The following is a 25,478-nucleotide window of genomic DNA, read 5'->3' on the forward strand; positions in this document are numbered from 1 at the left end:
GGATGCGCACCGGTGAGCGGCCGTCGGTCGCGTACCTCTTCCTCTCCCCCTGGATCGCCGGCGCGCTGCTGCTCACGCTCGGGCCGATGGCCGCGTCGCTGTATCTCTCGTTCACCGACTACGACCTGTTCACCAGCCCGGAGTGGACCGGGATGGACAACTACGCGCGGATCCTGACCGACGATCCGCATTTCTGGAACGCGGTCGCGGCGACCACCAAGTTCGTCGTGATCTCGGTGCCGGTGCAGCTGGCCGCCGCGCTCGGCGTGGCGATGCTGATCAACCGGCGCAGCCGGGCGCAGGGCACCTACCGGTCCGCGTTCTACGCGCCGTCGCTGCTCGGGGCGAGCGTGAGCGTGGCCGTGGTCTGGCGGGTGATCTTCCACGACTGGATCGGGCAGCCCGACCGGGCACTGCTGGCCCTGGTCCTGCTCGCGGTCTGGCAGTTCGGCGCCCCGATGGTGATCTTCCTGGCCGGGTTGCAGCAGATCCCGCCCGAGTACTACGACGCGGCCGCGGTGGACGGGGCCGGGCCGTGGCGCACGTTCCGGTCGATCACGCTGCCGATGCTGTCCCCGGTGATCTTCTTCAACCTGGTGCTGGACACGATCCGCGCGTTCCAGGTCTTCACCGGCGCGTACGTGCTGAGCAACGGCACCGGCGGGCCCAGCGACTCGACGCTGTTCTACACGCTCTACCTGTACGAGAAGGGGTTCGTCGAGTTCCGGATGGGCTACGCCTCGGCCATGGCGTGGCTGCTGCTGGTCGCCGTGGCCGCGGTGACCGCCTTGCTCTTCCGTACGTCGAGAAGCTGGGTCTTCTACGGCGGTGAGTCATGATCCGGCGCATCGGGTGGCACCTGCTCGTGCTGGCTCTGCTGGTCCCGCTGCTCTATCCGATCGTGTGGCTGGCCGCGGCGTCGTTCAAGCCGTCCGGGGAGATCCTGCAGAGCCTGGCCCTGCTGCCGAAACGCGCGATCCTCGACAACTACGCCTACCTCGCCGGTGGCCTGGCCGGAGTGCCGGTGTGGCGGTTCTTCGTCAACTCGATCCTGGTGTCGGCCGGGTGCGCGGCGGCCAACGTGGTGAGTTGTTCCCTGGCCGGGTACGCGTTCGCGCGGCTGCGGTTCCGGCTGCGCGGGCCGCTGTTCGCGTTCATGCTCGCGACGATCATGCTGCCGACCCACGCCGTGCTGATCCCGCAGTACACGATCTTCCAGCGGCTCGGGACGGTCGACACGTTCTGGCCGCTCATCCTGCCCAAGCTGCTGGCCACCGACGCGTTCTTCGTGTTCCTGATGGTCCAGTTCATGCGCAACATCCCGCGCGAGCTGGACGAGGCGGCCCGGCTCGACGGCTGCGGCTCGATCCGGATCTTCCCGGCGGTGATCCTGCCGCTGATCCGGCCGGCCGTGGTCACCACCGCGATCTTCACGTTCATCTGGACCTGGAACGACTTCCTGAGCCAGTTGATCTACCTGTCCGATCCGGAGAAGTACACGCTGCCGCTGGCCCTGCGGCTGTTCATCGACACGACCGACCCGAACGCGTACGGGCCGATGCTCGCCCTGTCCGCGCTCGCGCTCGTGCCGATCCTGCTGTTCTTCGCCGCGTTCCAGCGGCTGCTCGTCGAGGGCTTCGCCACGTCAGGACTCAAAGGCTAAGGGGAAACGACATGACAGAAATTTCCCGGCGTACGTTCGTCCGTGGCGTTGCCGCCGCGCCGGCTTTCGCGGTGCTGCCGGCGGGCGCGGCTCAGGCCGTACCCCAGCAGGTCGTGACCGCGCCCGAAGCGGCGCCAGAGCGAATAAACCTGCGGTGGTTGGAGGGGAAGCCCGCCGCAGGCGTCGGGAACACCTGGGGTGTGCCCTGGCCGAAGGGTGCGCTGGCCGCGGACCAGGCGTTCGCGCTGGCGGCCGCCGACGGCGCGGATGTGCCGGTACAGACCTGGCCACTCGCCTACTGGCCGGACGGCACGCTGAAGTGGACCGCGCACGCCATCTCGGCCGACGCGCCGCTGAGCGACAGCTACACGCTGACCCGCGGCACGCCGAGCCCCGGCAGGACCCCGCCGGTGCTGGTGGTCGAGTCCAAGCAGCGGGTCACGGTCAACACCGGTGTGATCAAGGTGGCCGTCGAGAAGCGCGGCACCGACCTGATCAGCTCGATCACCCGCGACGGGGTCGAGATCGCGCGCCACCTGCGACTGATCAGCCTGCGGCAGCGCAAGATCGAGGAGTACCGGGCCGAGAGCGAGCAGCTGACCAGCACGATCACGTCGGTGCGGGTGGAGCAGCGCGGGCCGGTGCGCGCGGTGATCCGGGTCGACGGGACGCATCAGCGGCGTGGCAAGTCGTGGCTGCCGTTCAGCGTGCGGCTCTACTTCTACTCCGGCGCCGAGCACGTCCGGATGGTGCACACCTTCATTCTGGACACCGACGGGAGCAGCGAGTTCATCGCCGGGCTGGGCGTCCGGGTGGGCGTGCCGATGCGCGACGCCCTGCACGACCGGCACGTGCGGCTCAGCGGCGACGGCGACGGGCTGCTGCGCGAGGCGGTCCGCGGGATCACCGGGCTGCGGCGCGACCCGGGCGCGAACGTGCGGGCGGCGCAGATCGCCGGCGAGAAACTACCCGACCCGGCGACCTGGGACCAGCGCGTCACCACCCGGCTCGACCTGATCCCGGCGTGGGGCGACTACACGCTCAGCCAGGCGACCAGCGAAGGCTTCACGATCAAGAAGAGGACCAGGCCGGGGTACGGATGGATCGGCGCCGACGCCGGTCAGCGTGCCCAGGGGTTCGGGTACGTGGGTGGCGCCACCGGCGGACTCGGCTTCGGCATGCGCGACTTCTGGCAGCGGCACCCGTCCCAGCTGGACATCCGTAACGCGGCCACGGACGAGGCGGAGGCCACGATCTGGATGTGGTCGCCCGAGGCCGGGCCGATGGACACGCGCTTCTATCACGACGGGATGGGGCAGGACACGTACGCGGAGCAGCTGCAGGGTCTGGAGATCACGTACGAGGACTATGAACCCGGCTTCGGCACGCCCTACGGCATCGCGCGCACGACCGAGCTGATGTTCTGGGCCCTGCCCGCCACCCCGTCGGCCCCGGAACTGGCCGCGCTGGCCCGGACCGTCGCCACTCCCCCGCAGATCGTCGCCCCGCCCGGACACCTGGCCGCGACCGGCGCGTTCGGCGGCCTGTTCGCCCCGGTCGACCGGTCCACGGCGGCTCGCGCCAAGATCGAGGACCGGCTCGACTTCCTCTTCGACTACTACCGCAAGCAGCGCGAGCAGCGGCACTGGTACGGCTTCTGGAACTACGGCGACATCATGCACACGCCCGACGTGGACCGGCACGTCTGGCGCTACGACGTCGGCGGCTACGCCTGGGACAACTCGGAGCTCTCGCCCGACCTGTGGCTGTGGTTCGCCTACCTGCGATCCGGTCGCGCCGACATCTTCCGGTTCGCCGAGGCGATGACCCGGCACACCGGCGAGGTCGACGTCTACCACCTGGGCAGGTGGGCCGGGCTGGGCACCCGGCACGGGGTGCTGCACTGGGCCGACAGCGCCAAGCAGCAGCGGATCAGCACGGCCGTCTACCGTCGCGTCTACTACTACCTGACCGCCGACGAGCGCTGCGGTGACCTGATGCGCGAGCTGGTCGGCTCGGATCAGACGTTCCTGGCGCTCGACCCGCTGCGCAAGATCCGGACCGAGCCGTACACGCCGGACCCGCACGCGCTCTCGATCGGCCTCGGCACGGACTGGAGCGGCCTGGCCGCGGCCTGGCTGACCGAGTGGGAGCGGCGCGGCCCGTCCCATAAAACGGCCGAGAGGAAGCTGCTGGCCACGATGCGGACGATCGCGCGGATGCCGAACGGTTTCGTCACCGGCAGCGGCCTCTACGACATCGACACCGGCGAGTTCGCCGAGATCGGGAAGGTCGTCAGCGTGTCCCACCTGAGCGCCATGTTCGGCCAGGTGGAGATCTGCGCCGAGCTGATCGGGCTGGTCGACGTGCCCGGCTTCGAGCAGGCCTGGCTGCAGTACTGCCGGCTGTTCAACGCGACCAAGGCCGAGCAGGCGGCCGAGACCGGCGCCGACTTCGGCAACCTGATCCTCAAGCAGGGGCATTCCCGGCTTTCCGCGTACGCGGCGGTCCGGTTGAACGACGCCGCGCTGGCCGCCCGCGCGTGGAGGGAATTCACCGGCACCGACGGATACACCGACGCCTCGCCGTGGCAGACCACGCGTCGCGAGGGCCCCGAGGTGCTGAATCCGGTCGACGAAGCGTCCTGGGTGGACACGAATACCACCGCTCTGTACGGGCTTGCGGCGATCCAGAATCTGGCGTTGATCGGTGATCGTCTGAGCTCTTGACATCGATGTTGGTCCGTTTCCAGACTGTTACGACCACCGATGTTTACGTAAACACGAAGGGTCACGCATGAGGATCCTGCTCGCCGCTCTCCTGAGTGCCACCTCCCTGTCCGTTCCTGCGGCCTCGCTCGAAACTGTCCAGATCACCCCCGACCCCTCCTATCAGGGCGCCGCCTGGCAGGGCTGGGGCACCAGCCTGGCCTGGATGTCCGAGGCCACCGGCGGCTACCCCGACGAGATCCGCAGCAAGCTGGCCGACCTGGTCTTCGGGGCGGACGGGCTGAACCTGAACATCGCCCGCTACAACATCGGCGGCGGGAACGCGCCGACCGTGCAGCCCTACCTGCGCCCGGGCGGGGCGGTGCCCGGGTTCTGGAAGGCCGATCAGCCGTACACGCCGGCCGACAAGGACTGGTGGGATCCGGCTTCTCCTGATGCCTGGAACTGGGACGCCGACCCGAATCAGCGCTGGTGGGTCGACCGGATCAAGGACAAGGTCACGCACTGGGAGGCGTTCAGCAACTCACCGCCGTACTTCCAGACCGTCAGCGGCTACGTCAGCGGCGGCTTCAGCGCGACCACCGACCAGATCCGGGCCGACCGGGTCGACGAGTTCGCGCAGTACCTGACCCGGGTCACCCGGCACCTGGAGCAGGCCCACGGCATCACGTTCGACTCGATCGAGCCGCTCAACGAACCCAACACCAACTACTGGGGTACGACGCTGGGCGCGAACGGGCAGCCGACCGGCGGACGCCAGGAGGGCGCCCACGCCGGTCCCGCCTCGCAGGCGGCGGTCATCTCGGCGCTGGCCCGCGCGTGGGACGGGAACATCGCGGCGCCCGACGAGACAAATCCGGGCACGATGGTCACCGACTACTACGGCTGGACGGACGAGGCGCGGGCCGCGGTGGACCGGCTGAACGTGCACACGTACGGCACCGGGCAGCGCACCAGCGTCCGCGACATCGCCAAGGCCGAGCAGAAGCCGCTCTGGATGAGCGAGGTCGAGGGCAGCTGGGGTCACGACTACACGAGCATGGACTCGGGCCTCGGCATGGCCCAGCGCATCGTCGACGACATCCGCGAGCTGGAGCCGTCGGCCTGGGTGCTGTGGCAGCCCATCGAGGACCTGGACAACATGGTCGCCGAGGGCAACCTGCAGTGGGGCGAGATCCACGTGCCCTTCGACTGCACCGCAACTGACACCCTGACGACCTGCCCGATCAAGACGAACACCAAGTTCGACACGATCCGGAACTTCACCCACTACATTCGCCCCGGCGATCACTTCGTGAAAATCGATGACACCCGCAGCCTGGCCGCGGTGAACAGCACCGGCGCGACTGTCGTGCACGTGAACCCGGCGACGACCGCCGAATCGGTCACCCTGGACCTGTCGAAGTTCGCCACGATCCGTCACGGCGCCACCGTCACACCGGTCGTGACCAGTGCGGACGGCAAGCTCGCACAGGGCTCGCCCGTTCGCATCTCCGGCGCGCGGGCCACACTCACCGTCCCGGCCCAGTCGGTGACCACGTTCCTGGTCGACGGCGTCTCAGGGGCGGCCACGGCGCACATCGTGGCCGGGCACCCGTACCGGCTGCAGGGTGTGGCCAGCCGGAAGTCCCTCGCGCCGGGCCTGACCATCCGCACCTCGTCGGCGACCGCGGCCGACCAGCTGTGGACGTTCGAGCCGGTCGGCGACGCCTACCGGATCACCAACGCCGGCACCGGGCAGGTGCTCGACTCCCTGTGGCGCGTCTCCACCACCGGGGACGGGACGTACACCCTGATCAACGTGGCGGCCCGGCAACTCCTGGACGTGAACGGCGGCTCGACCGCGGACGGCGCGACGGTCGGCCTCTACCAGCCGACCTCGGGCGGCAACCAGCGCTGGACGTTGATCGACGAGAACGTGGGCGCGCTCGCGGCCGCACAGACCTACACCGTGCCGGGCCGGACACCGACCCTGCCGGCGACGGTCACCGACGGCCGGCACGCGCTGCCGGTGGTCTGGAAGCTGCCGCCGGAGAAGACCTGGCGCAAGCCCGGCCTGGTCACGGTCACCGGCACCGCCACCGACGTGCTCGGCAAGACGCACCGCGCGACCGTCGAGGTGACCGTCGACGTCTTCACCTCGACCGAACCGGGACGGGCCAAGACGTTCCCCGGCGGGCAGCCGGCGCTGCCCGCGACGGTGGTCGCGGTCGGTAAGCACGGCGGCCGAGCCGACGTTCCCGTGACCTGGGAATCGGCCACCTATCCGGCGACCGGAGTGGTCACGGTCCACGGCACGGTTCCCGATCTCGCCCTTGCCGCGACGGCCCGGATCCAGGTCACCGACCCGGTCGACCGGCCGCTGACCAGCGGGGTCTCGGTCGCCGCGACCTACACCGAGCCCGGTTACTCCACGGCCGGGCTGACCAACGGCGACACCACCGACAAGGCCTGGTCGAACTGGAAATCGGCCGGCCGCAACCCCACCGACACCCTGACCGCGACCCTGCCCGCCGGAACGTCGCCGTCCCAGCTCACCGTGCACTTCTACCGGGACAACTCGTCCGGTGGCGGGCTGGCGCAGAGCGTGCAGGCCGGGGTGCCCGACGCGAGCGGCGCCTGCGCGGTGTCCGGGCCGGTGGTCGCGGTCGGGGTGGACAGCCCCCTGGACGTGGCCGTGCCGGTGCCGGACGGCGCGGGCTCGACCGTGTGCGTGGTGCTGACCGCCGTGCCGAACGGGTACCTGACCGTGGCCGAGCTGCAGGTGTCGGCGAAGGCGCCGGGCGTGGGCACGAACGCGACGGCCTCCGGGATCAGGGTCGACGGGGTGCCGGTCCGGGGATTCGATCCGGCTGTCACGACGTACCGAATGACAGTGAAGCATCCGGAACGTGCGGTGCTCACCGTGACCACGGCGGACCCCTATGCGACCGCGACCGTCACGCGGACCGGGACCACCCGGATCGTGACCGTGACCGCCGAGGACGGCGTGACCCAGGTCCGCTACCGCATCCGGCTCGGCTAGCGAGGTTCGGGGCGGCGGCTCACCCGCCGCCGCCCCGTGAACTGCATAACCTGGTGAACTTCTATTTGTCAATCAAAGAAACCTGAAAATCCGCTGTCTTTTTCATGATCGATTCACCGGCGTCATTTGTTTGATTCACCTTCTGTTCAACCTATTGGCATGCGCTTGCCCCGGCAGGGGGATCAAGATGCGTTCGTGACGCCTTTCTCAAGCAACCGTCCGACCAACGTGGACGAGTACACGGAATGGAACACCAAGGAGCTGGCCAAGTCGTCGATCAGCCGCCGCTCGGCGCTGAAGGCGGTCATGGCCGGCGCCGGCGGTTTCACGGCCGCCCAGTTCAAGCTCGCCGACGCGGCGTTCGCGGCCGGTGGCGGCACGGCCGGCTCGGCCGGCGTGGTGGTCTCCGGCCGCCACCTCTCGTTCGTGCCCGGTAAGGACGGCGTTCCGCAGCCCGCGATGGCGGTGACCGCCCAGCTGGTCAGCAAGACCGGCAGCCTGCCGCGCGGCCTGCGCGCCTACGTCGAGGTCGGCACCGCGCCCGGCCACTACGGCGCCCGCCACGAGGCCGACATCCAGCACCTGGTCGGGCAGTACGCGATCGCCGGCGGCCCGATCGGCAGCCAGTTCTACCTCAAGGCGAAGATCACCGGCCTGCGGGCGAGCACCGTCTACCACTACCGGGTCCGGCTCTCCGACGGCACCGTCTCCGGCGACGCGCACTTCACCACCGCCCCGGACACGCACCACTCGCTGCACGTGGCCAAGCCGTTCACGTTCACCGCGTTCGGCGACGTCGGCACCAACAACGCGCCGGTCGACCCCAAGTATGCCTGGGGTCAGGACCCGGCCACGGTCACCGCCGCCGGCGGCGCCTGGCCGAAGGGCGTGTTCGACAACAACTACTACAGCGCCACCGACCCGGTCGCCGGCACCGGCGGCACCGACCCCACCCCGGCCGTCACCCAGACCAACCTGATGGCCTCCCAGCACCCGGTGTTCACGCTGCTGGCCGGCGACATCTGCTACGCCGACCCGTCCGGCACCGGGCTCCCGGCCGACGACTCGGAGGCGCTGACCACGGGCGCGGCCGCCGGGAAGAACCTGTACAACCCGTACGTCTGGGATGTGTTCTTCAATCAGATCGAGGCGCAGGCCGCGTTCACACCGTGGATGTTCGCGACCGGCAACCACGACATGGAACCGCTCTACAGCGACACGGCGTTCCTCGGCGACAGCCGGACCCACGGGTACGGCGGCCACATCAAGCGCCTCGACCTGCCCACCAACGGGCCGCACACCTGCCCGTCGGTGTACCGCTTCGTCTACGGCAACGTCGGCGTCATCTCGGTCGACGCCAACGACCTGTCCGCGGAGATCCAGACCAACACCGGTTACTCCAAGGGCGCCCAGGTCACGTGGCTGGAGGAGACCCTCAAGGAGTGGCGCACGGACGACGAGCTGTCCGAGCGGGTCGACTTCATCGTCGCGTTCTTCCACCACTGCGCGTACTCCACCACCAACAACCACGCGTCCGACGGCGCGGTCCGCTCCGCACTCGACCCGCTGTTCACCAAGTACCAGGTCGACCTGGTCGTGCAGGGCCACAACCACCTGCTCGAACGCACCGACCCGATCAAGAACGGACGGCGGTCCAAGGGTGCCCCGGACGGCTCCACGATCCACCCGGCGACCGACGGCGTCACCTACATCACCGCCGGATCCGGTGGGCGCCCCCGCTACCCGTTCCGGCCCGCACCGAGCGCCGCCGCGCCCGCGCCGACCGGGATCACGCCGGAGGGCGCGCAGCTGCTGCCCGAGGGTCAGCGGTACCGCGGATACACCCCGCCGGGCGGCGCCAACGTCACCGAGAACAACACCGAGAACATCGTGAACAGCTACTACTGGTCGACCGCGGGCACCGCGATCAACGCGTCGGGCTACCCGGCGGGCACGAAGGTCGCGGAAACCGTCGACTGGTCCCAGGTCCGCTACGACGACTACGCGTTCATCGCCGTCGATGTCGTCCCGGCGCGGCGCGGGCAGCGCACGACGTTCACCATCCGGACCCTGGCGGATGCTCTCCCGGGCAGCGGGCAGCCGTACACCGAAATCGACCGGATCACCCTGGCGCGCGTCGCCGGACTCAACCGCATCCGCACCATTCACCACTGATCATTTTCATCCACTCTCACCGGCGGCCCGGCACGTCTCTCGTGCCGGGCCGCCGCATGCGTGTCGCTGTTTGTTTCCCGGTCAAGATCAACTTCAAATTCTTCATTGCCTCGGTCCGCCGGGGTACAGACCGTCGCTCCCGCGGGGACCCTTCCGGGCCTCGCAGGCCGCTGGCGCGGCCAGAACGCGAGGCCCGCAAGGGCGACGTGGTCGGGTGGGCACGGTCAACCCACAAAACCCCTTCCGGAACTCCGGGACGACAACGTTCGGATTAGCCGGATCTTCGACCTTTTCCCGGACGGCGGACCACCCGGAGTGCCCGATCGATGAACATCAGGGGTACAAACGGGCAGGATCGATGTTGATCTCGATCCGATGTGGAGCCGTTCCCGTGAGTGATGTCGGTGGGCAGGGGGCTCACCTGACATTTGTGGGGGATATTCATGTTCAAAACCAAGCGGTCCCGGATCCGTGCACTCGCGCTGACCGGGAGCCTCGTGGCCGCCGGGGGCACCATCGGCGCGGTCACCTACAACGCGTCGGCCGCCGAAACCGGCGTCGTCGCCACCTCGGCCGCCGCGTCCAACACGAACGCGGTCGCGCCCGTCGTCAACGCGATCCCGATCGACATCCGCCCGCCGGCCGGCTCGCGCCCGATCGGGGCGTACGTGGTCACCAACGGCACCCAGAACTACACCTGCTCGGTCCCGGACGGCGCGGCCACCGGCACCTACCCGCTCACGTCCACACCCGAGGCGCAGCTGCTCGGCACCGGCGGCCGGATCCACCACTTCGCCGGGCCCAGCTGGCAGTCCGTCCGCGACGGATCCCTGGTCACGGCCAAGAAGGAGAGCGGGGTGCCGCGCGCCGGGACGATCGACGAACTGCGGCTCGTGGTCACCAGCCACACCGGGAGCGGCGTGCTGAGCAAGGCCGACTACATCAACCGCCTGTTCACCTCGGGCGGCGTCGCGCCCAAGACCAGCTGCACCGCGGGGCAGACCGTGCAGGTCCCGTACAAGGCCCTCTACGTCTTCTGGGACGCCCCGGCCACCCCGGCCGCCTGACCCACCGACGACATCGGCCCGGCGGCCACCCCGCCGGGCCGGTCAGCCGGCATCCCGCCACTTGAAACGAACCAGGAACTCCGGCTCCTGCTCCCAGAAGAGCGAGATCTCGGTGATGATCGCCTGCAGGTTGTCGGCCACCTCGGGCGGCAGCGGTTCAAGGTTGTCGTCCCAGCGCGGCGAGGCCGGAATGATGTAGCGGATCTGATGGTCGCCGCGGTCCACCGGAATCATCAGCCAGTGCTCACCGAGCTCCAGGATCATGTCGTCGCGGCCCGCGCCGGCCAGGGTCACCCCGGTTTCGACATGCAATGCCATCTGTGACATCACCTCGCGGACCGTCATGCCGGCAACCTCCTAGAACGGGTCTATCTCATTGATCTTCGTAATGTTCGGGTTCAACTGCAACGCCGGCTTCTCCCTGGTGTACCAGACGCCCATCGGATTGGCGTCATGTGTCCAGGCGGTGGCCTCGCCCGACGCGTTCTGCGCATAACGCTCGGACAACCGCTGCCAGATGCCGAACGCCTGACCGTCGTTAACCGGTGAGCCACGCTCGAACAGCTGCATGTCGTCGAATCGCCGGCCTCCGGGTGTCATTTCCAGAGTCAGCGACCTCACCCCGTCCACCTGCTTCTCCGCGTACACGCGCATCTTCTCGTCATTCGGCTGCGTGCCGGAGTAGAAGTGCGCGCCGTTGAGGGGACTGCGGACATCCGCGTTCTCGACCTCGTGCATCAGGCCCTTGAACGCGGTCCTCCGGCTGCCGTTCATCGTCGTCTCGGCGAGTTTCTCGGCACCGGCCTTCTCCAGCATCTTGGCGGCCTTGCGCAGCATCGCGGCGATCTCCCGCTCGATGAGCGCCATCGCCTCGTGGATCAGTTTCCGGACCGCCACCCGGGTCAGCCCGATCCACACCGGGATCTCCGCGAGGGTCGCCCCGGCCGTGACCGTCGCCGTCGCGATGGCCTGGCCGACCTCGATGGCCAGCGCGGTCAGCTGGGCGATGAACGCCGCTTTCAGCCCGACCGTCACGCCGGCCATGGCGATGAGCGCGCCGCCGATGAGTTCGGCCGCGGTGGCCGCCTCGGACAGGTGGCGTCCGGGGCCGTCCTCGCCGTTCCACCAGCGTTCGAACGCCTCGACGGTGGCGCCCTCGTTGTGCAGCCAGACGTCGCGGGCGGCGGCGGTGGCCTGGTCGGCGTGGGCCCGCATCCGGGTGCCGTGGTCGATCCAGGCCCGGCCGTCGGCCTGGAGCTGGTCCTCGTCGGCTTCCGGCCATTCCAGGCCGATCCAGCTGAGGGGTTCGGTCAGTTCGTGCGGCAGCGTGATCGTCATGGCCGGCTACCCCCCGCCGCCGCTGGCCGGGGTGGGTGTCAGCGTGCCGACGGGTGTCAGCGTGCCGACGGGTGTCAGCGTGCCCGGCCCGTCGGGCGCGAGCGACGGCCCGCCGACCGGCGTCAGCGTGCCCGGGGCGGGCGTGGGCGACGGTCGGCCGGCAGCGAACGCCGCGTCCGATCCACCTGCTGCCGCGTTCGAAGCGCCACCACTCGGAGCCGCGCCGCTCGGGACGCCGTCGCTGGAAGCGCCACCACCCGCAAGAGCACCCCCACCCGGAGCACCGCCCGCAGGAGCGCCACCGCCGGGGGCGCCCGTCACCTCGTACAGCGAAGAGGCTCCTGCGGCGTCAGCCGCCGAGACCGACCGCGCCTGCATGACCAGCGTCGCCGCCGCGAAGCCGACCTGTTCGGTGTACGAGGCCATCGCGTCCAGCGCCACGTCCCGCACCGCCCGGTAGGCGAGGGCGAACATGCTCCCGGTCTCGTCGGTCCCCCACGGGTCGGAGCCGGCGCCGACCGCGGTCTCCAGCGTCGCCACGTCGTCGGCGAGGCGCTGCGCGATACCGGCCAGGTCGCGCCCGGCGGCGGCGACGCTGTCCGGGTCGATGCGGAGCCGTCCGGTCACCACGGCCGAGCCGCCCGCCGGTTGAGGTCGTACAGGGCGGTGGAGACTTCGGCGAACCGTCGTTCGGCGGTGTCCGACGCCTCGGACAGCGCGGCCCGCAGGCGTTCGGGGGCGACCGTGGCGCCGTATCGGGTGGTGGCGTCGGCGGCCTGGTCCCGTACGCGATCCTGGGCCTGTTGAAATGCCGCGATGAGCGCCTCTCGCAGCTCGTCGAGCGGCAGATAGGCGACCCGCGGGTCGAGGTAGAGGTCGGTGAGCCGGCCGTCGGTGCCCAGCTCGACCCAGACCCGCCCGTCGGCGGCTTCCCCTGAGACAAAGTCCCCCATGGCGCCCCTCCACATCGGCCGTTACGGGAACGCCGTGTGAAGCGGCGCTCACCCCCTGTGCTGCCGAATACAGCGGGAAGATGGAGCGCGTTCAATGAAAAAGCCCCGCGGACCGAAAAAGGTCCGCGGGGCCGGAAACGCCGAGGGGTCCTACTCGCCCGTGTCGGGGCCGTTCGTCAGGTCCATGAGCTGCTGCGTCACGTGGTTGGTGAGCGCCTGCTGGTAGCCGGAGGCGAGCTGGCCGAGCTTGTCGATCTCGTCGATCAGCTGGGCCCGCTTCTCCACCAGGCTGTCCATCGCCTCGGCGTGGTTGCGGCGCGCGTCGCTCTCGATCGTGCTGGCCTTCATCTGGGCCTCGGCGGTGAGCTGGTCGGCCTTGCCGCGGGCCTGCTCCATCAGCGCCTCGACCTCGCGCTGGGCGTCGCGCATGTGCTCGTCGGCGGTGCGCTGGGCCATCATCAGCACCCGGGCGTTGCGGTCGTCGTCGCCGACGGTCGGCATCGCGCCGGACGGGGAGGCGCTGCGCGCCCGCTCCAGCTGGGCCTGCATGTTGCGCGCGTTCTGCTCGGCGCGGGCGCGGGCCTCCTGGAGGCGTTCGAGCTGGGCCTGCAGGTCGGCGAACTCGTTGGTGATGACCATGGTCGCGGCCGGGTTGCCGCCACCGCCACCGCCGCCGCGCTGAGCCTGGCCGCGGAGCGAGTTGTTCTCCTCGAGCAGCCGGATCAGCTCCTGCTCGACCTCGTCGAGGAAGGCGTCGACCTCTTCCTCGTCGTAACCCCGCTTGCCGATAGGCGGCTTCTTGAAGGCCACGTTGTGGATATCAGCTGGGGTGAGCGGCATCGCATTCCTCGGTTCCCGTCGGCGGACGTGGTGCGGCCCGAAATCCTACGCAACGGCGGCACGTTACCGCCCGTGGGCATGATCACGCGCCCCCGAAGTCGCTGACCAGGCTCAATGTGAGCAGGCGCACGCCCGGGTCACGGCGTGCAGGTCACGGATAGTACCGGCCGACGGCCCGGGACGCACCAGGAAGATCATGACATCCGGAGGGCGGCGGCCACCGCGGCGTGGGCCGCCAGGCCGGTCCAGGCGCCCAGCACCATGAACCGTCCGGCCGCCTTGCGCTGCGGATCCGTGGCCTGCCAGAGCCCGGCGGCGACGACGAGCGACACCGCCAGTACGCAGAGCGCGCCGGAGACACCGCCGGGCGAGGTGTCGGCCACGCAGAGCAACTGCGGAATGAATCCGGCGTCGAAGCCGATCATCCGCGGCCATCGTCGGCGCCACCATCCGGCCATCGCCTGCACCCCCGTACGCGCATTGTCCGAAGTAAATGTAATTCTTCGGCACCTGCGATTTCGGGCACGGGTCGTCAGACCTTGGCGACGCGGACCTCCCCGGCCCGATGCTGGGCGACGCCGGTGGCCACGCCGGCCACCATGATCGCGGCGCAGAGGGCGACCCGCGTGACCGGAGCGAGCCCCGGCAGCAGCGTGACGAGAAGCACCAGGGGCACACCGAGGCCGGGCCAGACCAGGGCGACCCGCCAGCGCCGGGAGAGGACGGCCTGGATCACCGCGGCGCTGAGCAGGTAACCGGCCAGGCCGGCGCCGAGCACGGTCCGGGCGCCGGGCGACAGGTCGCCCTCGGCACCGTGCAGGATGACGTGTTCCAGCCCGACGGCGACGGCGGCCAGACTCACGGCGACGGGGAGATGGGCGTACACGTAGAAATCGTGCACACCCTGGCGCGTGTGCTCGCCGCCCTCCTGGACCAGGCGCCGCTTGGCCGCCCCGCCGGAGAGGTCGAAGTAGGACCACCACAGCGCCGCCGTGGCCAGGAACCCGCAGGTCGCGGCCAGCAGCACCTCGGCCACCCAGTGGCCGTCGCGCAGGCCGACGACGATCGCGGCGACCGACTCGCCGAGCACCAGGATGACGAAGAGCCCGAAGCGCTCCGGCAGGTGTTCCATGTGCAGTGGTGGTGCGTCCGGCACGCGGGCGGCCAGGGTCGGGCCGAGCAGGTCGAGGACGACACCGACGGCCCACAGGGCGTACCGGCCGGGGCCGGGCACGGCCAGCGAGATCGTCCAGCAGGCGGCGCCGGCGGCATGGCCCCAGAGGTACGGCCGGATCCCGGCCCGAGCCTCCGGCAGGTTCCGCCACACCCGCAGGTAGCCGAGCACCAGCACCACCCGCAGCAGCACGTAGCCGAGCGCGAACCAGCGCGACTGCTCCCCGATCGCCTGCTCGGCCGAGGCGGCCATGACGATGACCCCGCCCATGCCGGCCAGGGTGAGCAGCCGGAAGATCGCGTCGTCGGTGTCGAACCGGTTGGCGTAGAGGGTGGCGCTGGCCCAGGCCCACCAGCCGGCCACCAGGATCGCCACGAACCGGAAGCCGCCACTGAACGTCTCGTGCTCGGCCAGCACGTCCGCGCAGCGTCCGACGAACAGGATGAAGGCCAGGTCGAAGAAGAGTTCGAGGCGGGTCGCCGAGCGGTTGGCGTCGCGGTTGACGCCCGGTGGCCGGATCAGTTCGCGCTCTTCCCGGTCCTCGCGGTCCAGCTGTTCCCGTTCGGTCATGCGGTTGTTGATACCCGCCGGGGAGTGATCCGAATCAACGTCACCACCATGAGGAAAGCGCTTGCCTGCATCGATGTTCGCTGATTTGATGACGGGCATGACGCTTGATCGGAGAACCCTCCTGCGCGCATCCCTCGGCGGCGCCGCCGCCGCGCTGGGAATGCCGGCCGCGGCCTCGGCCCGCCGGCGCACCACCGTCTTCGTCGCCGGCGACTCCACCGCCGCCACCTACGCGATCGCCGACATCCCCCGGGCCGGCTGGGGTCAGGCCCTGCCGGCCTTCCTTCGGCACGACGTCGCCGTGGTCAACGGCGCGCTCTCCGGCGCCAGCTCGAAGAGCTTCGTCGACCTGGGCCGGCTCGACCTGATCCTGGACGCCATCCGCCCCGGCGACACGCTGCTGGTCTCGTTCGGGCACAACGACGAGAAGGTGGAGGACCCGGCCCGCGGGACCGACCCGTGGACCACGTTCCAGGACTACCTGCGGCTCTACCTGGACGGGGCTCGGGCCGCGCACGCCCACCCGGTTCTGGTGACGCCGGTCGAGCGGCGCCGATTCCGGGCCGACGGCACCCCGTACCTCTCGCACGGGGAGTACCCGGACGCGATGCGCGCTCTCGCCGAGCAGACCCGTACGCCGCTGATCGATCTGACCGCGCTCTCCTTCGACCTGTGGTCGAAACTCGGCCCGGAGGCCACAAAGGACTATTTCCTCTGGCTCGACGCAGGCCTTTCTCCGAACTATCCGGACGGTGTCGCCGACAACACGCATTTCCAGGCGCACGGCGCGATCGAGGTGGCCCGTCTCGTGGTGACGCAGGGTTGTACGATCCCCGGCCGCGACCAGCGTGCCCTGCACAATCCGTCCATCCCGGACGACGTGCTCGTCTGGCCGACAACTCGCCCGGCGGAGAGCTGAAACAGCAGGTGAATGCACAGCGAAATCTATAACTTCGCTATGGATGGGGGCCGCGAAATGGGTAGACGCTGATTTCGTGACCGAAACAACCGTGGTCCTCATCCTCGTGGTCATCACCGCCCTCGGCTTCGACTTCACCAACGGCTTCCACGACACGGCCAACGCGATGGCGACCTCGATCGCCACCGGCGCGCTGCGTCCCAAGGTTGCTGTGCTCCTGTCCGCCGTGCTCAACCTGGTCGGCGCGTTCCTCTCGGTCGAGGTCGCGCTCACCGTCACCAACGCGGTGGTCAAAATCCAGAACAGTGACGGCACACCGAAACCGGAGCTACTCGCCGACGGTGGCCAGGCACTACTGCTGATCGTCCTGGCCGGCCTGGTCGGCGGCATCCTCTGGAACCTGCTGACCTGGCTGCTCGGTCTCCCGTCGAGCTCCTCGCACGCACTGTTCGGCGGCCTGATCGGCTCGGCGATCGCCGGGCTGGGCTGGGCCGGCGTCAAGTGGAACGGCGACGGCTCCAAGCTCGACGGTGTCGTCGGCAAGGTGCTGCTGCCCGCGATCATGTCCCCGGTGATCGCCGGCGTGGTCGCGGCGGTCGGCACCTGGATCATCTACCGGATCACCCTCGGGGTGGCCAAACGGTTCACCGAGAACGGCTTCCGCTGGGGCCAGATCGGCTCGGCCTCACTGGTCTCGCTCGCGCACGGCACCAACGACGCACAGAAGACGATGGGTGTCATCACGCTCGCGCTGATCGCCAGCGGCGAGTGGACCGACACCAAGAACATCCCGCTGTGGGTCAAGATCGCGTGTGCGCTGGCCATCGCGCTCGGCACCTACCTGGGTGGCTGGCGGATCATCCGCACGCTGGGCAAGGGCCTGGTCGAGATCAGCTCGCCGCAGGGCATGGCCGCCGAGTCGGCCTCGGCCGCGGTCATCCTGGCCTCCAGCCACCTCGGGTTCGCGCTCTCGACCACGCACGTGGCGACCGGCTCGATCCTGGGTTCGGGTGTCGGCAAGCCGGGCGCCAAGGTGCGCTGGGCGGTCGCCGGCCGGATGGTGGCGGCGTGGCTGATCACGCTCCCGGCCGCCGCCGTGGTCGGCGCGGTCATGTGGTGGATCGGTGACCTGGTCGGCGGGCTCGGCGGCGCGCTGGTCGTGTTCGCGATCCTGGTCGCGCTGGCCGCGTACATGTTCATCCGGTCGCGCCGCGAGCCGGTCGACCACAACAACGTCAACGACGAGTGGGACGCCCCGGCCGACGCGCCGAAGGCCACCGCCGGCGCGGCGAGCTGAGAGGACAGGAATCGTGCACAACCTGACCCTGGCCTTCGAGGGCGCCTGGAAGGTGCTGCTCGCCGGTCTGATCCTGGGTGCCGGGCTGCCGGCGATCTTCGCCCTCGGCATCCGCTCGCTCGCGTACGGCGCGGGCGGCGAGGCCGAGGTGCACGAGGCCGGCACGGCCGGCCCGCGGGGCCACGCGATCGGTACCGTCGGCGGGTACGTCGCGTTCGCGGTCGTGCTGCTCGGCATCGCGCTGGGCATCACGTTCGTGGTGGCGACCGGTTTCGGCAAGGCGCTCAGCTTCGAGCACATCTACCCGACCATCGTCGACAAGCACTGACCGGAGACGACATTGAGCGAGCAACGGTCGAACTTCGTCACCCGCGCCGTCGGGTGGCTGCGCGCCGGCTACCCGGAGGGTGTGCCCCGGCAGGACTACGTCGTCCTGCTCGGCCTGCTGCGCCGGAAGCTGACCGAGGACGAGGTCCGCAAGATCGCGCAGGAACTGGCCGCCCAGACCGACCCCGCCGACGGCCCGATCACCAGTGCCGACATCGAGGACATGATCAACGAGACGATGCTGCAGGAGGCGACCCCGGCCGACGTGGTCCGGGTCTCCGCTCACCTGGCCGCGGGTGGCTGGCCGCTGGCCGACCCGCCCACCGAGTGAATGTGACCGAGTAGGGTCCGGACGGCGCCCGCGGGCGGCGTCCGCGGCCCGGTCCAGATCGCCAGCAGATCCCGGGGCAGGGTGAGCCCGGGCAACGGCACGTGACGCAACCGGCCGGCTCGCAGGTCGTCCTCGACGGCGAGCCGGCTGACCACGGCCGGAGCACCTCCGGCGAGCACCGCGGCCCGGACGGCGGCCGTGGTCGAGAGCTCCAGAGCGGGCGGCGCCGGTTCGAAGCCGGCCCGGCGCAGCGCCGCCGTGAAGAAGTCCCGGGTGCCCGAGCCGCGCTCGCGGGTGACCATCGCGGTCCCGGCCAGTTCGGCCGCGGTCACCCCGCCCGCGCGCCGGGCCCACCGGTGGTCGGGCGGCACGACGAGCACCAGTTCGTCGTGCGCGACCACCCGGCTGTGCACCCCGGCCGGCACGGTCGGCCCCTCGGTGAACCCCAGATCGGCCGCGCCGGCCAGCACCTGCTCGATCACCTGATCGCTGTTGCCGGCCGTGAGGACCACCTCGGGCGGGGTCCGGCCCTCCCGGACGGCGGCCGCCTGGCAGCCGACCAGCCAGCCCGGCAGCAGATGCTCGGCGATGGTCAGGCTGGCGCTGACCCGCAGCCGGCTGCGGCTGTCGTCGCGGAGCGTGGCCAGCCCGGCGTCGACCTCCTCGGCCAGCCGGATCAGCCGGTCGGCCCACTGCGCGACCACGACGCCCTCGCGGGTGAGCCGGGTGCCGCGGGTGGTCCGGGTGGCCAGGCGCACGCCGGTGCGCGCCTCGAGAGCGGCCAGCCGCGCCGAGACCGCCTGCTGGGTCAGCCCGGACTCGCGGCCGGCCGCGCTCAGCGTCCCGGTGCGGGCAACCGCGAGCAGGACCTCCAGGGCGGCCAGGTCCGGCATGCGTTGGCTCAGGGTCACAAGATTTGATGGTACGGAGTCACAAGCGCTCTTTGTGACTCCACAAGATCTCGACGGCTACCCGCCCCGCGCCGGACCGCCGATCGTTGAGGCCATGCTCCTCGCACCGCCCCGGCCGGTTCACAAGCCGACCCGAACCATCCAGCCGGCCCCGAACTGGTTCGCCTCGGTGATGGGCACCGGCATCCTGGCCACCGCCGCCGCCTCCCTCCCCTGGCAGTTCCCCGGTCTGCGCCCGATCGCGCTGACCGCCTGGATCCTCTCCGTCGTGTTCCTGGCCGCGCTGCTCACCGGCGTTCTGCGCCGCCCCCGGACCGCCCTCGGCCACGGCGGCGACCCGGTCCTCGCGCACTTCTACGGCGCCCCGCCGATGGCGCTGCTCACCGTCGGCGCGGCGACCCTGCTGGTCGGCCGGGACGTGATCGGCCCGACCGCCGCGGTCGCGGCCGACTGGGTGCTCTGGCCGGTCGGCACCGCGCTCGGGCTGGTGTCGGCCGTCGCGGTGCCGTTCCTGCAGTTCACCCGGCACACCGGCGGGGACGGGGCGACCGGCGCCTGGCTGATCCCGGTGGTGCCGCCGATGGTGTCCGCGAGCACCGGCGCACTGCTGGTCCCGCACGCCCCGGCCGGGCAGTTCCGGCTGACGCTGGTGCTCGGCTGCTGGGCGATGTTCGGGCTGAGCCTGGTCGCGTCGTTCGTGGTGCTCACCCTGATCTGGCAGCGCCTGGCCGCCCGGCCGGTCGGGCCGGCCGCGACGATCCCGGCGCTGTGGATCGGACTCGGGCCGTTCGGCCAGTCGATCACCGCGGCCAACCTGCTCGGTGATGCCGGTCACGGGGTGCTCCCGGCGCACTACGATCGGGCGTTTGCGCTGGTCGGGGCCGTTTACGGCGTACCCGCATGGGGTTTTGCCGTGCTCTGGGCCGGCCTGGCCGCCGCCGTGACGCTGCACACCCGCCCGTCCTTCTCGCTCGGCTGGTGGTCGTTCACGTTCCCGGTCGGCACCGTCGTGACCGGCACCTCGGCGCTGGCCGCACACCTCGGTTCGGCGATGTTCGCCCTGGTCGCAGTCGCCCTCTACGTGGCCCTGCTGGCGGCCTGGGTCATCGTCGCGGCCGGCACCGCCCGTGGCCTGCGCACCGGAGCGCTCCCCCGCCCGGCCTGATCCCGACGGCTGGACCCGGGCCGCCGATCGCACCCGGGTTACGGAAGAATTGCTGCTCGGATCTTGTAGTGCTTGTTCAGCAGAGAGGAGGACCCGACGTGACGGTGACCCAGAACGCACCCGCGGTCCACACACAGCCGGGGCCCACCGACAACCAGGCCGTCCTGATCGTGCACGGCAAGGACCGGACCGGCATCGTCGCCGCGATCAGCGCGGTCCTCGGCAAGCACGACGCCAACATCGTGTCGCTCGACCAGTACTCCGACAATCCCCACGGCGGCGCGTTCTTCCAGCGCACGGTCTTCGCGCTCGACCACCTCAAGGCCAAGCTGCCCCAGGTCGAGCTGGACCTGCAGGCCAAGCTGGCCGAGGGCTTCGAGCTGGAGTACACGCTGCGCGACCTGTCCGTCCCCAAGCGGGTGGCGATCTTCGCCTCCAAGGACGACCACTGCCTGCTCGACCTGCTCTGGCGTCACCGCCGCGGCGAGCTGCCGGTCAACGTCTCGATGGTGATCTCCAACCACGCCGACACCGCCAACGAGGTCCGCTTCTTCGGCGTCCCGTTCTTCCACGTGCCGTCGGCCGGTCCGGACAAGTCGGCCGCCGAGGCGCAGCACCTGCGCCTGCTGCAGGGCAACGTCGACTTCATCGTGCTGGCCCGCTACATGCAGATCCTCAGCGGGACCTTCATCGAGCACGTCGGCGTGCCGATCATCAACATCCACCACAGCTTCCTGCCGTCGTTCATCGGCGCCGGCCCCTACGCCAAGGCCAAGGCCCGCGGCGTCAAGCTGGTCGGGGCGACCGCCCACTACGTCACCGAGGACCTCGACGAGGGCCCGATCATCGAGCAGGACGTGGTCCGCGTCTCCCACGCCGACACCGTCGCCGACCTGCAGCGACGCGGCGCCGACGTGGAACGGGCGGTGCTCTCCCGGGCGGTCCGCTGGCACAGCGAGGACCGCGTCATCCGCCACGAGAACCACACCATCGTCTTCGCCTGACCCCCAGCCTCCCCTCACCCTGAGCTGCGACAACCTTCTCGCGGCCCAGCCTCCCCTCACCCTGAGCTGCGGCAACCTTCTCGCGGCCCAGCCTCCCCTCACCCTGAGTTGCGGCTCAAGGCCGCGATTGCCGCAGTACGGCGATAAGCCCGGCCCCCACCTCGGGGCCCCTCGCAGCCCAACCCCACCGCAAGGCGCGCCGGCTGGCGCTGACGGCTGTATCCCGGGCCCCGAAACAGCCCTCAGCGCCAGCCGGACAGCCCACACCCACCGCACCGCCGGCGCCAGAGCCGGCGCGGGTCTCCAGCTGGCACTGACGGCTGCATCCCGGGGCCCGAAACAGCCCTCAGCACCAGCCGGGCAGCCCACGCCCGCCGGCGCCAGGGACGGTGCGCGTTTCCAGCTGGTGCTGAGGGCTGTATCCCGGGGCCCGAGACAGCCCTCAGCGCCAGCTGGGCAGTCTGCGCCGGCCGCGCACGCCCGAGCCCAGGGCGGGTGGTCAGGTGGTGGGCCGGCGGGCTGGGTGGTGGGGGGGGTCAGGCTGGTTGGGTGGAGGGGACGGAGATCCAAGTCGTGTACTTGCCGGTGCGGTTGTCGCCGGAGGACTGGCCGCGGATGCGGCGCTGGATCCACGGGAGGACGTGCTCACGGTAGTAGCGCGCCTCGGCCAGCAGACCGCCCCGCGCGCCCGGCCCGGGATCGATCACGTGGGCCGGTGTCGGGTGGCCGAGCGCGGTCAGCACGGTGGACGCCACCCGGCGGTGGCCGGCCGCGTTGAGGTGCAGGCGGTCGGCCGACCAGTACCCGGCCTTCTGGATCTCCTTGTCGTGCCACATGTCGACGAAGGTGAGGTCGTACTTCTCGGCGAACGGCGCGACCGCGGCGGTCAGGGCGTCGCCCTTGCGGCGCATCGAGCTGCCGAACGGCAGCCGGCTGGACGGGTCGGCGCCGAACAGCATCAGCACTTTCACCCCGTCGTCGAGGCAGCGGCGGATGGCCTTCTCGGTCATGTCGACCAGGGTCGTCATGTCGCTGCCGGGGCGCATCATGTCGTTGCCGCCGCCGTTGAGGGACAGCAGGGTCGGCTTCGGGTCGAGGGCGAGCGCGGCGTCGAGCTGGTCGGTCACGATCGGCTGCAGGAGACGGCCACGGATGGCCAGGTTCGCGTACTGGATCGGCTCGCCCAGGCCGGCCGCGAGCCCGGCGGCGACGAGGTCGGCCCAGCCGCGCTCGCTGCCGTCCGGCTGGGTGTCGCCCATCCCCTCGGTGAAGCTGTCCCCGATAGCGACATACCGCATCCCCGAACTCCTGCCGTCCGTGCCCCAGTTGATCAGCCCCAGACTAGGGCTCCGGAGCGTGGGACGCGCCGGAGTGAGGCGAGGTCCACGAATCCCGGGCGGCTGCGGCGGGGCTCGTCCCGTACCTCCGCAATCGGAGCCGGACCATCGGCGGCCGTGACGTGCCGGATCGAGCGAGCGACGGCCCGCCGGGGAAGCCGGCGGGCCGTCGGAGAAGTTCAGCTCAGCGGCAGGACCCGGGCGATCTTGACGGCCGAGGTGGAGCTGCCGGCCGCCGCGTAGGCGACGCTGCCGTCGGCGTAGGCCTTGAACGACATGTAGTCGTGGTCCTTGGCGCTGACGGTGAACTTGGCGCCGACCGTCTTGCCGGTCCCGGAGTCGTAGGCCTGCGCGGCCATCGACGACCCGGACTGCCAGCTCAGCAGCATCCGCCCGGTGCCGTAGGTGACCAGGTGGGGGTGCCCGGTCGCGGCCCCGGTGCTGATCGTCTTGTCGGACTTGGCGCTGGTGAAGTGCTCCAGCCGGGCCTTGCCGCCCTGGCTCCAGGCCGTCCAGTAGCCGCTGGACCGGGCCAGCACCAGGTCACCGCCGAAGAGCGTGCCGTCGCAGGTCCCGGCGGCGACGGTCCGATACGGATTCGGTCGCGCGATCCGGCAGCTGTTGTCGGTGGCGCAGACCGTTATGTAGTGACTCGTCCGGGGGTCCCAGACGATCCGGGACGTCCAGGCGTGACTGCATCCGACCTCGAACGCGTCCTTGTTCCCGGTGGCCAGGGCGCCCGACGAGCTCACGACCTGCATCCGGTCGCCCTCGTGGATGTCGACGCAGCTGCCGTTCTTGACCGTGATGGCGACCCCGAAGTACGCGGCGTACGTCTTGCCGTCCGACGCCAGCCGCCCGTGGTGCTGGTACCACCAGACGAACCGGGCGCCGTCGTCGTACCCGGTCCGGCTGCCGGTCAGGTTCGTGACCTGGCGTTCCCAGACCAGCTTGCCGGACGTGTCGAAGCGGATCATGTGCATGGTGTTGCACGGGCTCGACGTTCCGCCGCAGAGCGGGGTGTCGCCACAGTTGCCCTTGCGGGTCAGCAGCAGCACGCCGCCGGTCTTGTCGGCCTGCACGTCCTGCAGGTCGATGCCGGTGAAGCTGGTCGGGGTGCCGATCAGCTTGTCGTCGCAGCCGAGGTGGCCCAGGTAGACCTTGCCGTCGGTGCCGAGCCAGGCCAGCCACGAACCGCCGTCGGGCCGGGCCGCGATCGCCATCGGCAGTTTCTCGGTGTCGCCCTCGCCGCCGTATCCGGTCACCTTGGACGGCAGCTTCACCTCGGTCACCCGGGTGACCGGTTTGGCCGACTTGACGCGTCCGCACGCGCCGGTCGCGGCCGTGGTGGCCGACGGTGGGGCCGGGGCCGACGCGCTCGGCGCGACCGATCCGGAGGGGGCGGCGGCGGCCGGAGCGGCAGCGGCGCCCGAGGCGGCGGAGGTTTCCGGGGCGGCGGCCGCGGCGGCGGCGACCGGATCGACGGTCTTCGACGACGAACAGGCGCCGGCGGTCAGGGCGAGGGCCACGGCCATTGTCGCCGTCACCCACCTCATGCTGGTTTTCCGCATCGTCTTAAACATTTCCTAAGGGGGATTTAAATCGCCTTTTAACCGCGACGGGGAATTCTCGCGGGAGGCGGACTTTACCGGTTCACCCCTGGACCGGCGACACGCGGGTCTTTATTAAAGAAAGCTCCTCGAATGGCGGGCCGGACGGTTCGGACGGCTGGTCCGGGTGCGGTATCCGTAGCGGTGCAGCAGCGGCAGGGCCAGTGCCGTCGCGGTCAGGCGCGGACCGGCCGTCTGCTCGTCGCGCCAGCGGTCGTCGGCGCGCAGCTCGACCTGGCCGGTGCGGAACCGCCCGGGGTTCCCGGCGATCGTGTGGTTGGCCTCCAGCGTCACCGTGGTGTCGCCGGTGAACGGGCCGCCGCCGGCGTCCGCCCCGGTGAAGTCGAGCAGGCCCTCGATGATGTCCCGGGGCGCGGCGACGAAGTCCTCGTAGCGCAGCAGACGGTACCGGCCCTCGTACGCGCCGGCCAGCCGCTCGGCCAGCGCGTTGCGGACCAGCCAGTGCATGGTGCTGGCGGCCGGGGCCTCCTGGTTGGTCATCGCCGACCGGCGGTCGGCCGGCGGGGCCGCGCGCATCCAGGAATGGGTGACCGCCCGCGGGTCACGGATCATGTGCAGGAGGTACGGCTCGATCCCGGCCATGCCGGGCAGCAGCGCGGCCGCGGACGGCACCTTCGACGAGTCGACGATCAGCCGCGCGCCCGTGACCTCGGCGATCGCGTGGTAGAGGCGGTTCGTGACCTGCCGGTACTCCTCGGCCTCGGGCGAGGTGGCGGCGCCGGTCAGCCCGGGCGTGTGCCGCACCCGGATCGCCTCGCGCTGCAGCTGGGAGATGTGCTCCGGGCACGGCCGGTCGGCGCCGAAGGCCACGTCCAGAATGGTGATCCACAGCTCGCAACGGGTGAAGAGCTGACCACATCCGCATTTGCGATTCTCGATGAGACCGCGGCTCCACAGGTAGAAGAGCTCGCCGGTGGAGAAGACCCCGTCGTACGAATTCAGGATGTTGTCGACGATGGTGGTGCCGCTGCGACCCCACCCGGCGATATACATAACCTTTAACGACATGTTGCAGAATCGTT

23 protein-coding genes are annotated in these 25,478 nt (G+C 70.4%); 12 read left to right on the forward strand and 11 right to left on the reverse strand.

What is annotated here, in order from left to right:
- Positions 1-2: 2 nt before the first annotated feature.
- From ACSHV8_RS30340 to ACSHV8_RS30365, 6 genes are all read left to right on the forward strand, one after another.
- The gene (locus ACSHV8_RS30340) at positions 3-839 is read left to right on the forward strand and encodes a carbohydrate ABC transporter permease (RefSeq protein ID WP_436521179.1); all 837 of its coding nucleotides are present in this window, start codon (positions 3-5) and stop codon (positions 837-839) included.
- A complete protein-coding gene (locus tag ACSHV8_RS30345) occupies positions 836-1,663 on the forward strand; it encodes a carbohydrate ABC transporter permease (RefSeq protein ID WP_436521181.1) in 828 nt (275 codons plus the stop codon). The genes ACSHV8_RS30340 and ACSHV8_RS30345 overlap by 4 nt, the downstream gene beginning before the upstream one ends.
- 11 nt (positions 1,664-1,674) lie before the next feature.
- Positions 1,675-4,392 carry a hypothetical protein gene (locus tag ACSHV8_RS30350; protein ID WP_436521183.1) on the forward strand — a complete coding sequence of 906 codons (2,718 nt, stop codon included), beginning with the start codon at positions 1,675-1,677 and terminating at the stop codon, positions 4,390-4,392.
- Positions 4,393-4,459: 67 nt separating this feature from the next.
- The gene (locus ACSHV8_RS30355; RefSeq protein WP_436521185.1) at positions 4,460-7,417 is read left to right on the forward strand and encodes an RICIN domain-containing protein; all 2,958 of its coding nucleotides are present in this window, start codon (positions 4,460-4,462) and stop codon (positions 7,415-7,417) included.
- 159 nt (positions 7,418-7,576) lie between these two features.
- Entirely contained in the window at positions 7,577-9,592 is a 2,016-nt protein-coding gene (locus tag ACSHV8_RS30360) for a purple acid phosphatase family protein (protein ID WP_436521187.1), read from the forward strand.
- A gap of 443 nt (positions 9,593-10,035) precedes the next feature.
- Positions 10,036-10,659 (forward strand): DUF3455 domain-containing protein, encoded by a 624-nt coding sequence (locus tag ACSHV8_RS30365; protein WP_436521189.1) that lies wholly within the window; start codon positions 10,036-10,038, stop codon positions 10,657-10,659.
- 42 nt (positions 10,660-10,701) lie between these two features.
- Here the strand turns inward: ACSHV8_RS30365 and ACSHV8_RS30370 are convergent, their stop codons facing one another.
- The 7 genes from ACSHV8_RS30370 to ACSHV8_RS30400 form a co-directional block, all read right to left on the reverse strand.
- A complete protein-coding gene (locus ACSHV8_RS30370; RefSeq protein WP_436521191.1) occupies positions 10,702-11,004 on the reverse strand; it encodes a hypothetical protein in 303 nt (100 codons plus the stop codon).
- 12 nt (positions 11,005-11,016) lie between these two features.
- Positions 11,017-11,997, reverse strand: coding sequence for a hypothetical protein (locus tag ACSHV8_RS30375; protein ID WP_436521193.1), 981 nt, complete (start codon positions 11,995-11,997; stop codon positions 11,017-11,019).
- A 6-nt stretch (positions 11,998-12,003) separates the two neighbouring features.
- Positions 12,004-12,624: a hypothetical protein gene (locus ACSHV8_RS30380; RefSeq protein ID WP_436521195.1), complete on the reverse strand. Its 621-nt coding sequence runs from the start codon at positions 12,622-12,624 to the stop codon at positions 12,004-12,006.
- Positions 12,621-12,950 (reverse strand): YbaB/EbfC family nucleoid-associated protein, encoded by a 330-nt coding sequence (locus ACSHV8_RS30385; protein ID WP_436521197.1) that lies wholly within the window; start codon positions 12,948-12,950, stop codon positions 12,621-12,623. The genes ACSHV8_RS30380 and ACSHV8_RS30385 overlap by 4 nt, the downstream gene beginning before the upstream one ends.
- A 150-nt stretch (positions 12,951-13,100) precedes the next feature.
- A complete protein-coding gene (locus ACSHV8_RS30390; RefSeq protein ID WP_436521199.1) occupies positions 13,101-13,790 on the reverse strand; it encodes a DivIVA domain-containing protein in 690 nt (229 codons plus the stop codon).
- Positions 13,791-13,984: 194 nt separating this feature from the next.
- Positions 13,985-14,215, reverse strand: coding sequence for a hypothetical protein (locus tag ACSHV8_RS30395; RefSeq protein WP_436521201.1), 231 nt, complete (start codon positions 14,213-14,215; stop codon positions 13,985-13,987).
- Between the two features lie 107 nt (positions 14,216-14,322).
- The gene (locus ACSHV8_RS30400) at positions 14,323-15,534 is read right to left on the reverse strand and encodes a low temperature requirement protein A (RefSeq protein ID WP_436521203.1); all 1,212 of its coding nucleotides are present in this window, start codon (positions 15,532-15,534) and stop codon (positions 14,323-14,325) included.
- Positions 15,535-15,631: 97 nt separating this feature from the next.
- Here ACSHV8_RS30400 and ACSHV8_RS30405 point away from each other — a divergent pair, with 97 nt between their 5' ends.
- From ACSHV8_RS30405 to ACSHV8_RS30420, 4 genes are all read left to right on the forward strand, one after another.
- Positions 15,632-16,453 carry a rhamnogalacturonan acetylesterase gene (locus ACSHV8_RS30405; RefSeq protein WP_436521205.1) on the forward strand — a complete coding sequence of 274 codons (822 nt, stop codon included), beginning with the start codon at positions 15,632-15,634 and terminating at the stop codon, positions 16,451-16,453.
- 76 nt (positions 16,454-16,529) lie between these two features.
- Entirely contained in the window at positions 16,530-17,750 is a 1,221-nt protein-coding gene (locus tag ACSHV8_RS30410) for an anion permease (protein ID WP_436521207.1), read from the forward strand.
- Between the two features lie 13 nt (positions 17,751-17,763).
- A complete protein-coding gene (locus tag ACSHV8_RS30415; protein ID WP_436521208.1) occupies positions 17,764-18,078 on the forward strand; it encodes a hypothetical protein in 315 nt (104 codons plus the stop codon).
- A 12-nt stretch (positions 18,079-18,090) separates the two neighbouring features.
- The gene (locus ACSHV8_RS30420) at positions 18,091-18,408 is read left to right on the forward strand and encodes a DUF3349 domain-containing protein (protein WP_436521210.1); all 318 of its coding nucleotides are present in this window, start codon (positions 18,091-18,093) and stop codon (positions 18,406-18,408) included.
- Here the strand turns inward: ACSHV8_RS30420 and ACSHV8_RS30425 are convergent.
- Entirely contained in the window at positions 18,360-19,319 is a 960-nt protein-coding gene (locus ACSHV8_RS30425) for a LysR family transcriptional regulator (protein ID WP_436521212.1), read from the reverse strand. The two genes, ACSHV8_RS30420 and ACSHV8_RS30425, sit on opposite strands and share 49 nt — an antisense overlap.
- A gap of 94 nt (positions 19,320-19,413) precedes the next feature.
- Between ACSHV8_RS30425 and ACSHV8_RS30430 the strand changes: the two genes are divergently transcribed.
- Positions 19,414-20,484, forward strand: coding sequence for a TDT family transporter (locus tag ACSHV8_RS30430; RefSeq protein ID WP_436521214.1), 1,071 nt, complete (start codon positions 19,414-19,416; stop codon positions 20,482-20,484).
- Between the two features lie 98 nt (positions 20,485-20,582).
- Positions 20,583-21,488, forward strand: coding sequence for a formyltetrahydrofolate deformylase (gene purU, locus ACSHV8_RS30435; RefSeq protein ID WP_436521216.1), 906 nt, complete (start codon positions 20,583-20,585; stop codon positions 21,486-21,488).
- A gap of 536 nt (positions 21,489-22,024) precedes the next feature.
- Here purU and ACSHV8_RS30440 read toward each other — a convergent pair.
- The 3 genes from ACSHV8_RS30440 to ACSHV8_RS30450 all read right to left on the reverse strand — a co-directional run bounded on the left by ACSHV8_RS30440 (position 22,025) and on the right by ACSHV8_RS30450 (position 25,464).
- A complete protein-coding gene (locus ACSHV8_RS30440) occupies positions 22,025-22,786 on the reverse strand; it encodes an SGNH/GDSL hydrolase family protein (RefSeq protein ID WP_436521218.1) in 762 nt (253 codons plus the stop codon).
- Positions 22,787-23,004: 218 nt separating this feature from the next.
- Positions 23,005-24,372, reverse strand: a complete 1,368-nt coding sequence (locus ACSHV8_RS30445) for a hypothetical protein (protein ID WP_436521220.1) — start codon at positions 24,370-24,372, stop codon at positions 23,005-23,007.
- A gap of 138 nt (positions 24,373-24,510) precedes the next feature.
- Positions 24,511-25,464, reverse strand: coding sequence for a sulfotransferase (locus ACSHV8_RS30450; protein ID WP_436521221.1), 954 nt, complete (start codon positions 25,462-25,464; stop codon positions 24,511-24,513).
- Between the last annotated feature and the right edge of the window lie 14 nt (positions 25,465-25,478).

This window comes from Actinoplanes sp. HUAS TT8 (genome assembly GCF_051380535.1).
In the GTDB taxonomy this organism is placed as follows: domain Bacteria; phylum Actinomycetota; class Actinomycetes; order Mycobacteriales; family Micromonosporaceae; genus Actinoplanes.

Bases quoted from the DNA above. Each gene is read 5' to 3' on its own strand.
- ACSHV8_RS30375 (WP_436521193.1), bottom strand. From the start codon at position 11,997: ATGACGATCACGCTGCCGCACGAACTGACCGAACCCCTCAGCTGGATC.
- ACSHV8_RS30340 (WP_436521179.1), top strand. From the start codon at position 3: ATGCGCACCGGTGAGCGGCCGTCGGTCGCGTACCTCTTCCTCTCCCCC.
- ACSHV8_RS30350 (WP_436521183.1), top strand. From the start codon at position 1,675: ATGACAGAAATTTCCCGGCGTACGTTCGTCCGTGGCGTTGCCGCCGCG.
- ACSHV8_RS30405 (WP_436521205.1), top strand. From the start codon at position 15,632: ATGACGCTTGATCGGAGAACCCTCCTGCGCGCATCCCTCGGCGGCGCC.
- ACSHV8_RS30385 (WP_436521197.1), bottom strand. From the start codon at position 12,950: ATGGGGGACTTTGTCTCAGGGGAAGCCGCCGACGGGCGGGTCTGGGTC.
- ACSHV8_RS30360 (WP_436521187.1), top strand. From the start codon at position 7,577: ATGCGCTTGCCCCGGCAGGGGGATCAAGATGCGTTCGTGACGCCTTTC.
- ACSHV8_RS30450 (WP_436521221.1), bottom strand. From the start codon at position 25,464: ATGTCGTTAAAGGTTATGTATATCGCCGGGTGGGGTCGCAGCGGCACC.
- ACSHV8_RS30355 (WP_436521185.1), top strand. From the start codon at position 4,460: ATGAGGATCCTGCTCGCCGCTCTCCTGAGTGCCACCTCCCTGTCCGTT.
- ACSHV8_RS30400 (WP_436521203.1), bottom strand. From the start codon at position 15,534: ATGACCGAACGGGAACAGCTGGACCGCGAGGACCGGGAAGAGCGCGAA.
- ACSHV8_RS30365 (WP_436521189.1), top strand. From the start codon at position 10,036: ATGTTCAAAACCAAGCGGTCCCGGATCCGTGCACTCGCGCTGACCGGG.
- ACSHV8_RS30345 (WP_436521181.1), top strand. From the start codon at position 836: ATGATCCGGCGCATCGGGTGGCACCTGCTCGTGCTGGCTCTGCTGGTC.
- ACSHV8_RS30395 (WP_436521201.1), bottom strand. From the start codon at position 14,215: ATGATCGGCTTCGACGCCGGATTCATTCCGCAGTTGCTCTGCGTGGCC.
- ACSHV8_RS30370 (WP_436521191.1), bottom strand. From the start codon at position 11,004: ATGACGGTCCGCGAGGTGATGTCACAGATGGCATTGCATGTCGAAACC.
- ACSHV8_RS30440 (WP_436521218.1), bottom strand. From the start codon at position 22,786: ATGCGGTATGTCGCTATCGGGGACAGCTTCACCGAGGGGATGGGCGAC.
- ACSHV8_RS30430 (WP_436521214.1), top strand. From the start codon at position 19,414: ATGCTCCTCGCACCGCCCCGGCCGGTTCACAAGCCGACCCGAACCATC.
- ACSHV8_RS30390 (WP_436521199.1), bottom strand. From the start codon at position 13,790: ATGCCGCTCACCCCAGCTGATATCCACAACGTGGCCTTCAAGAAGCCG.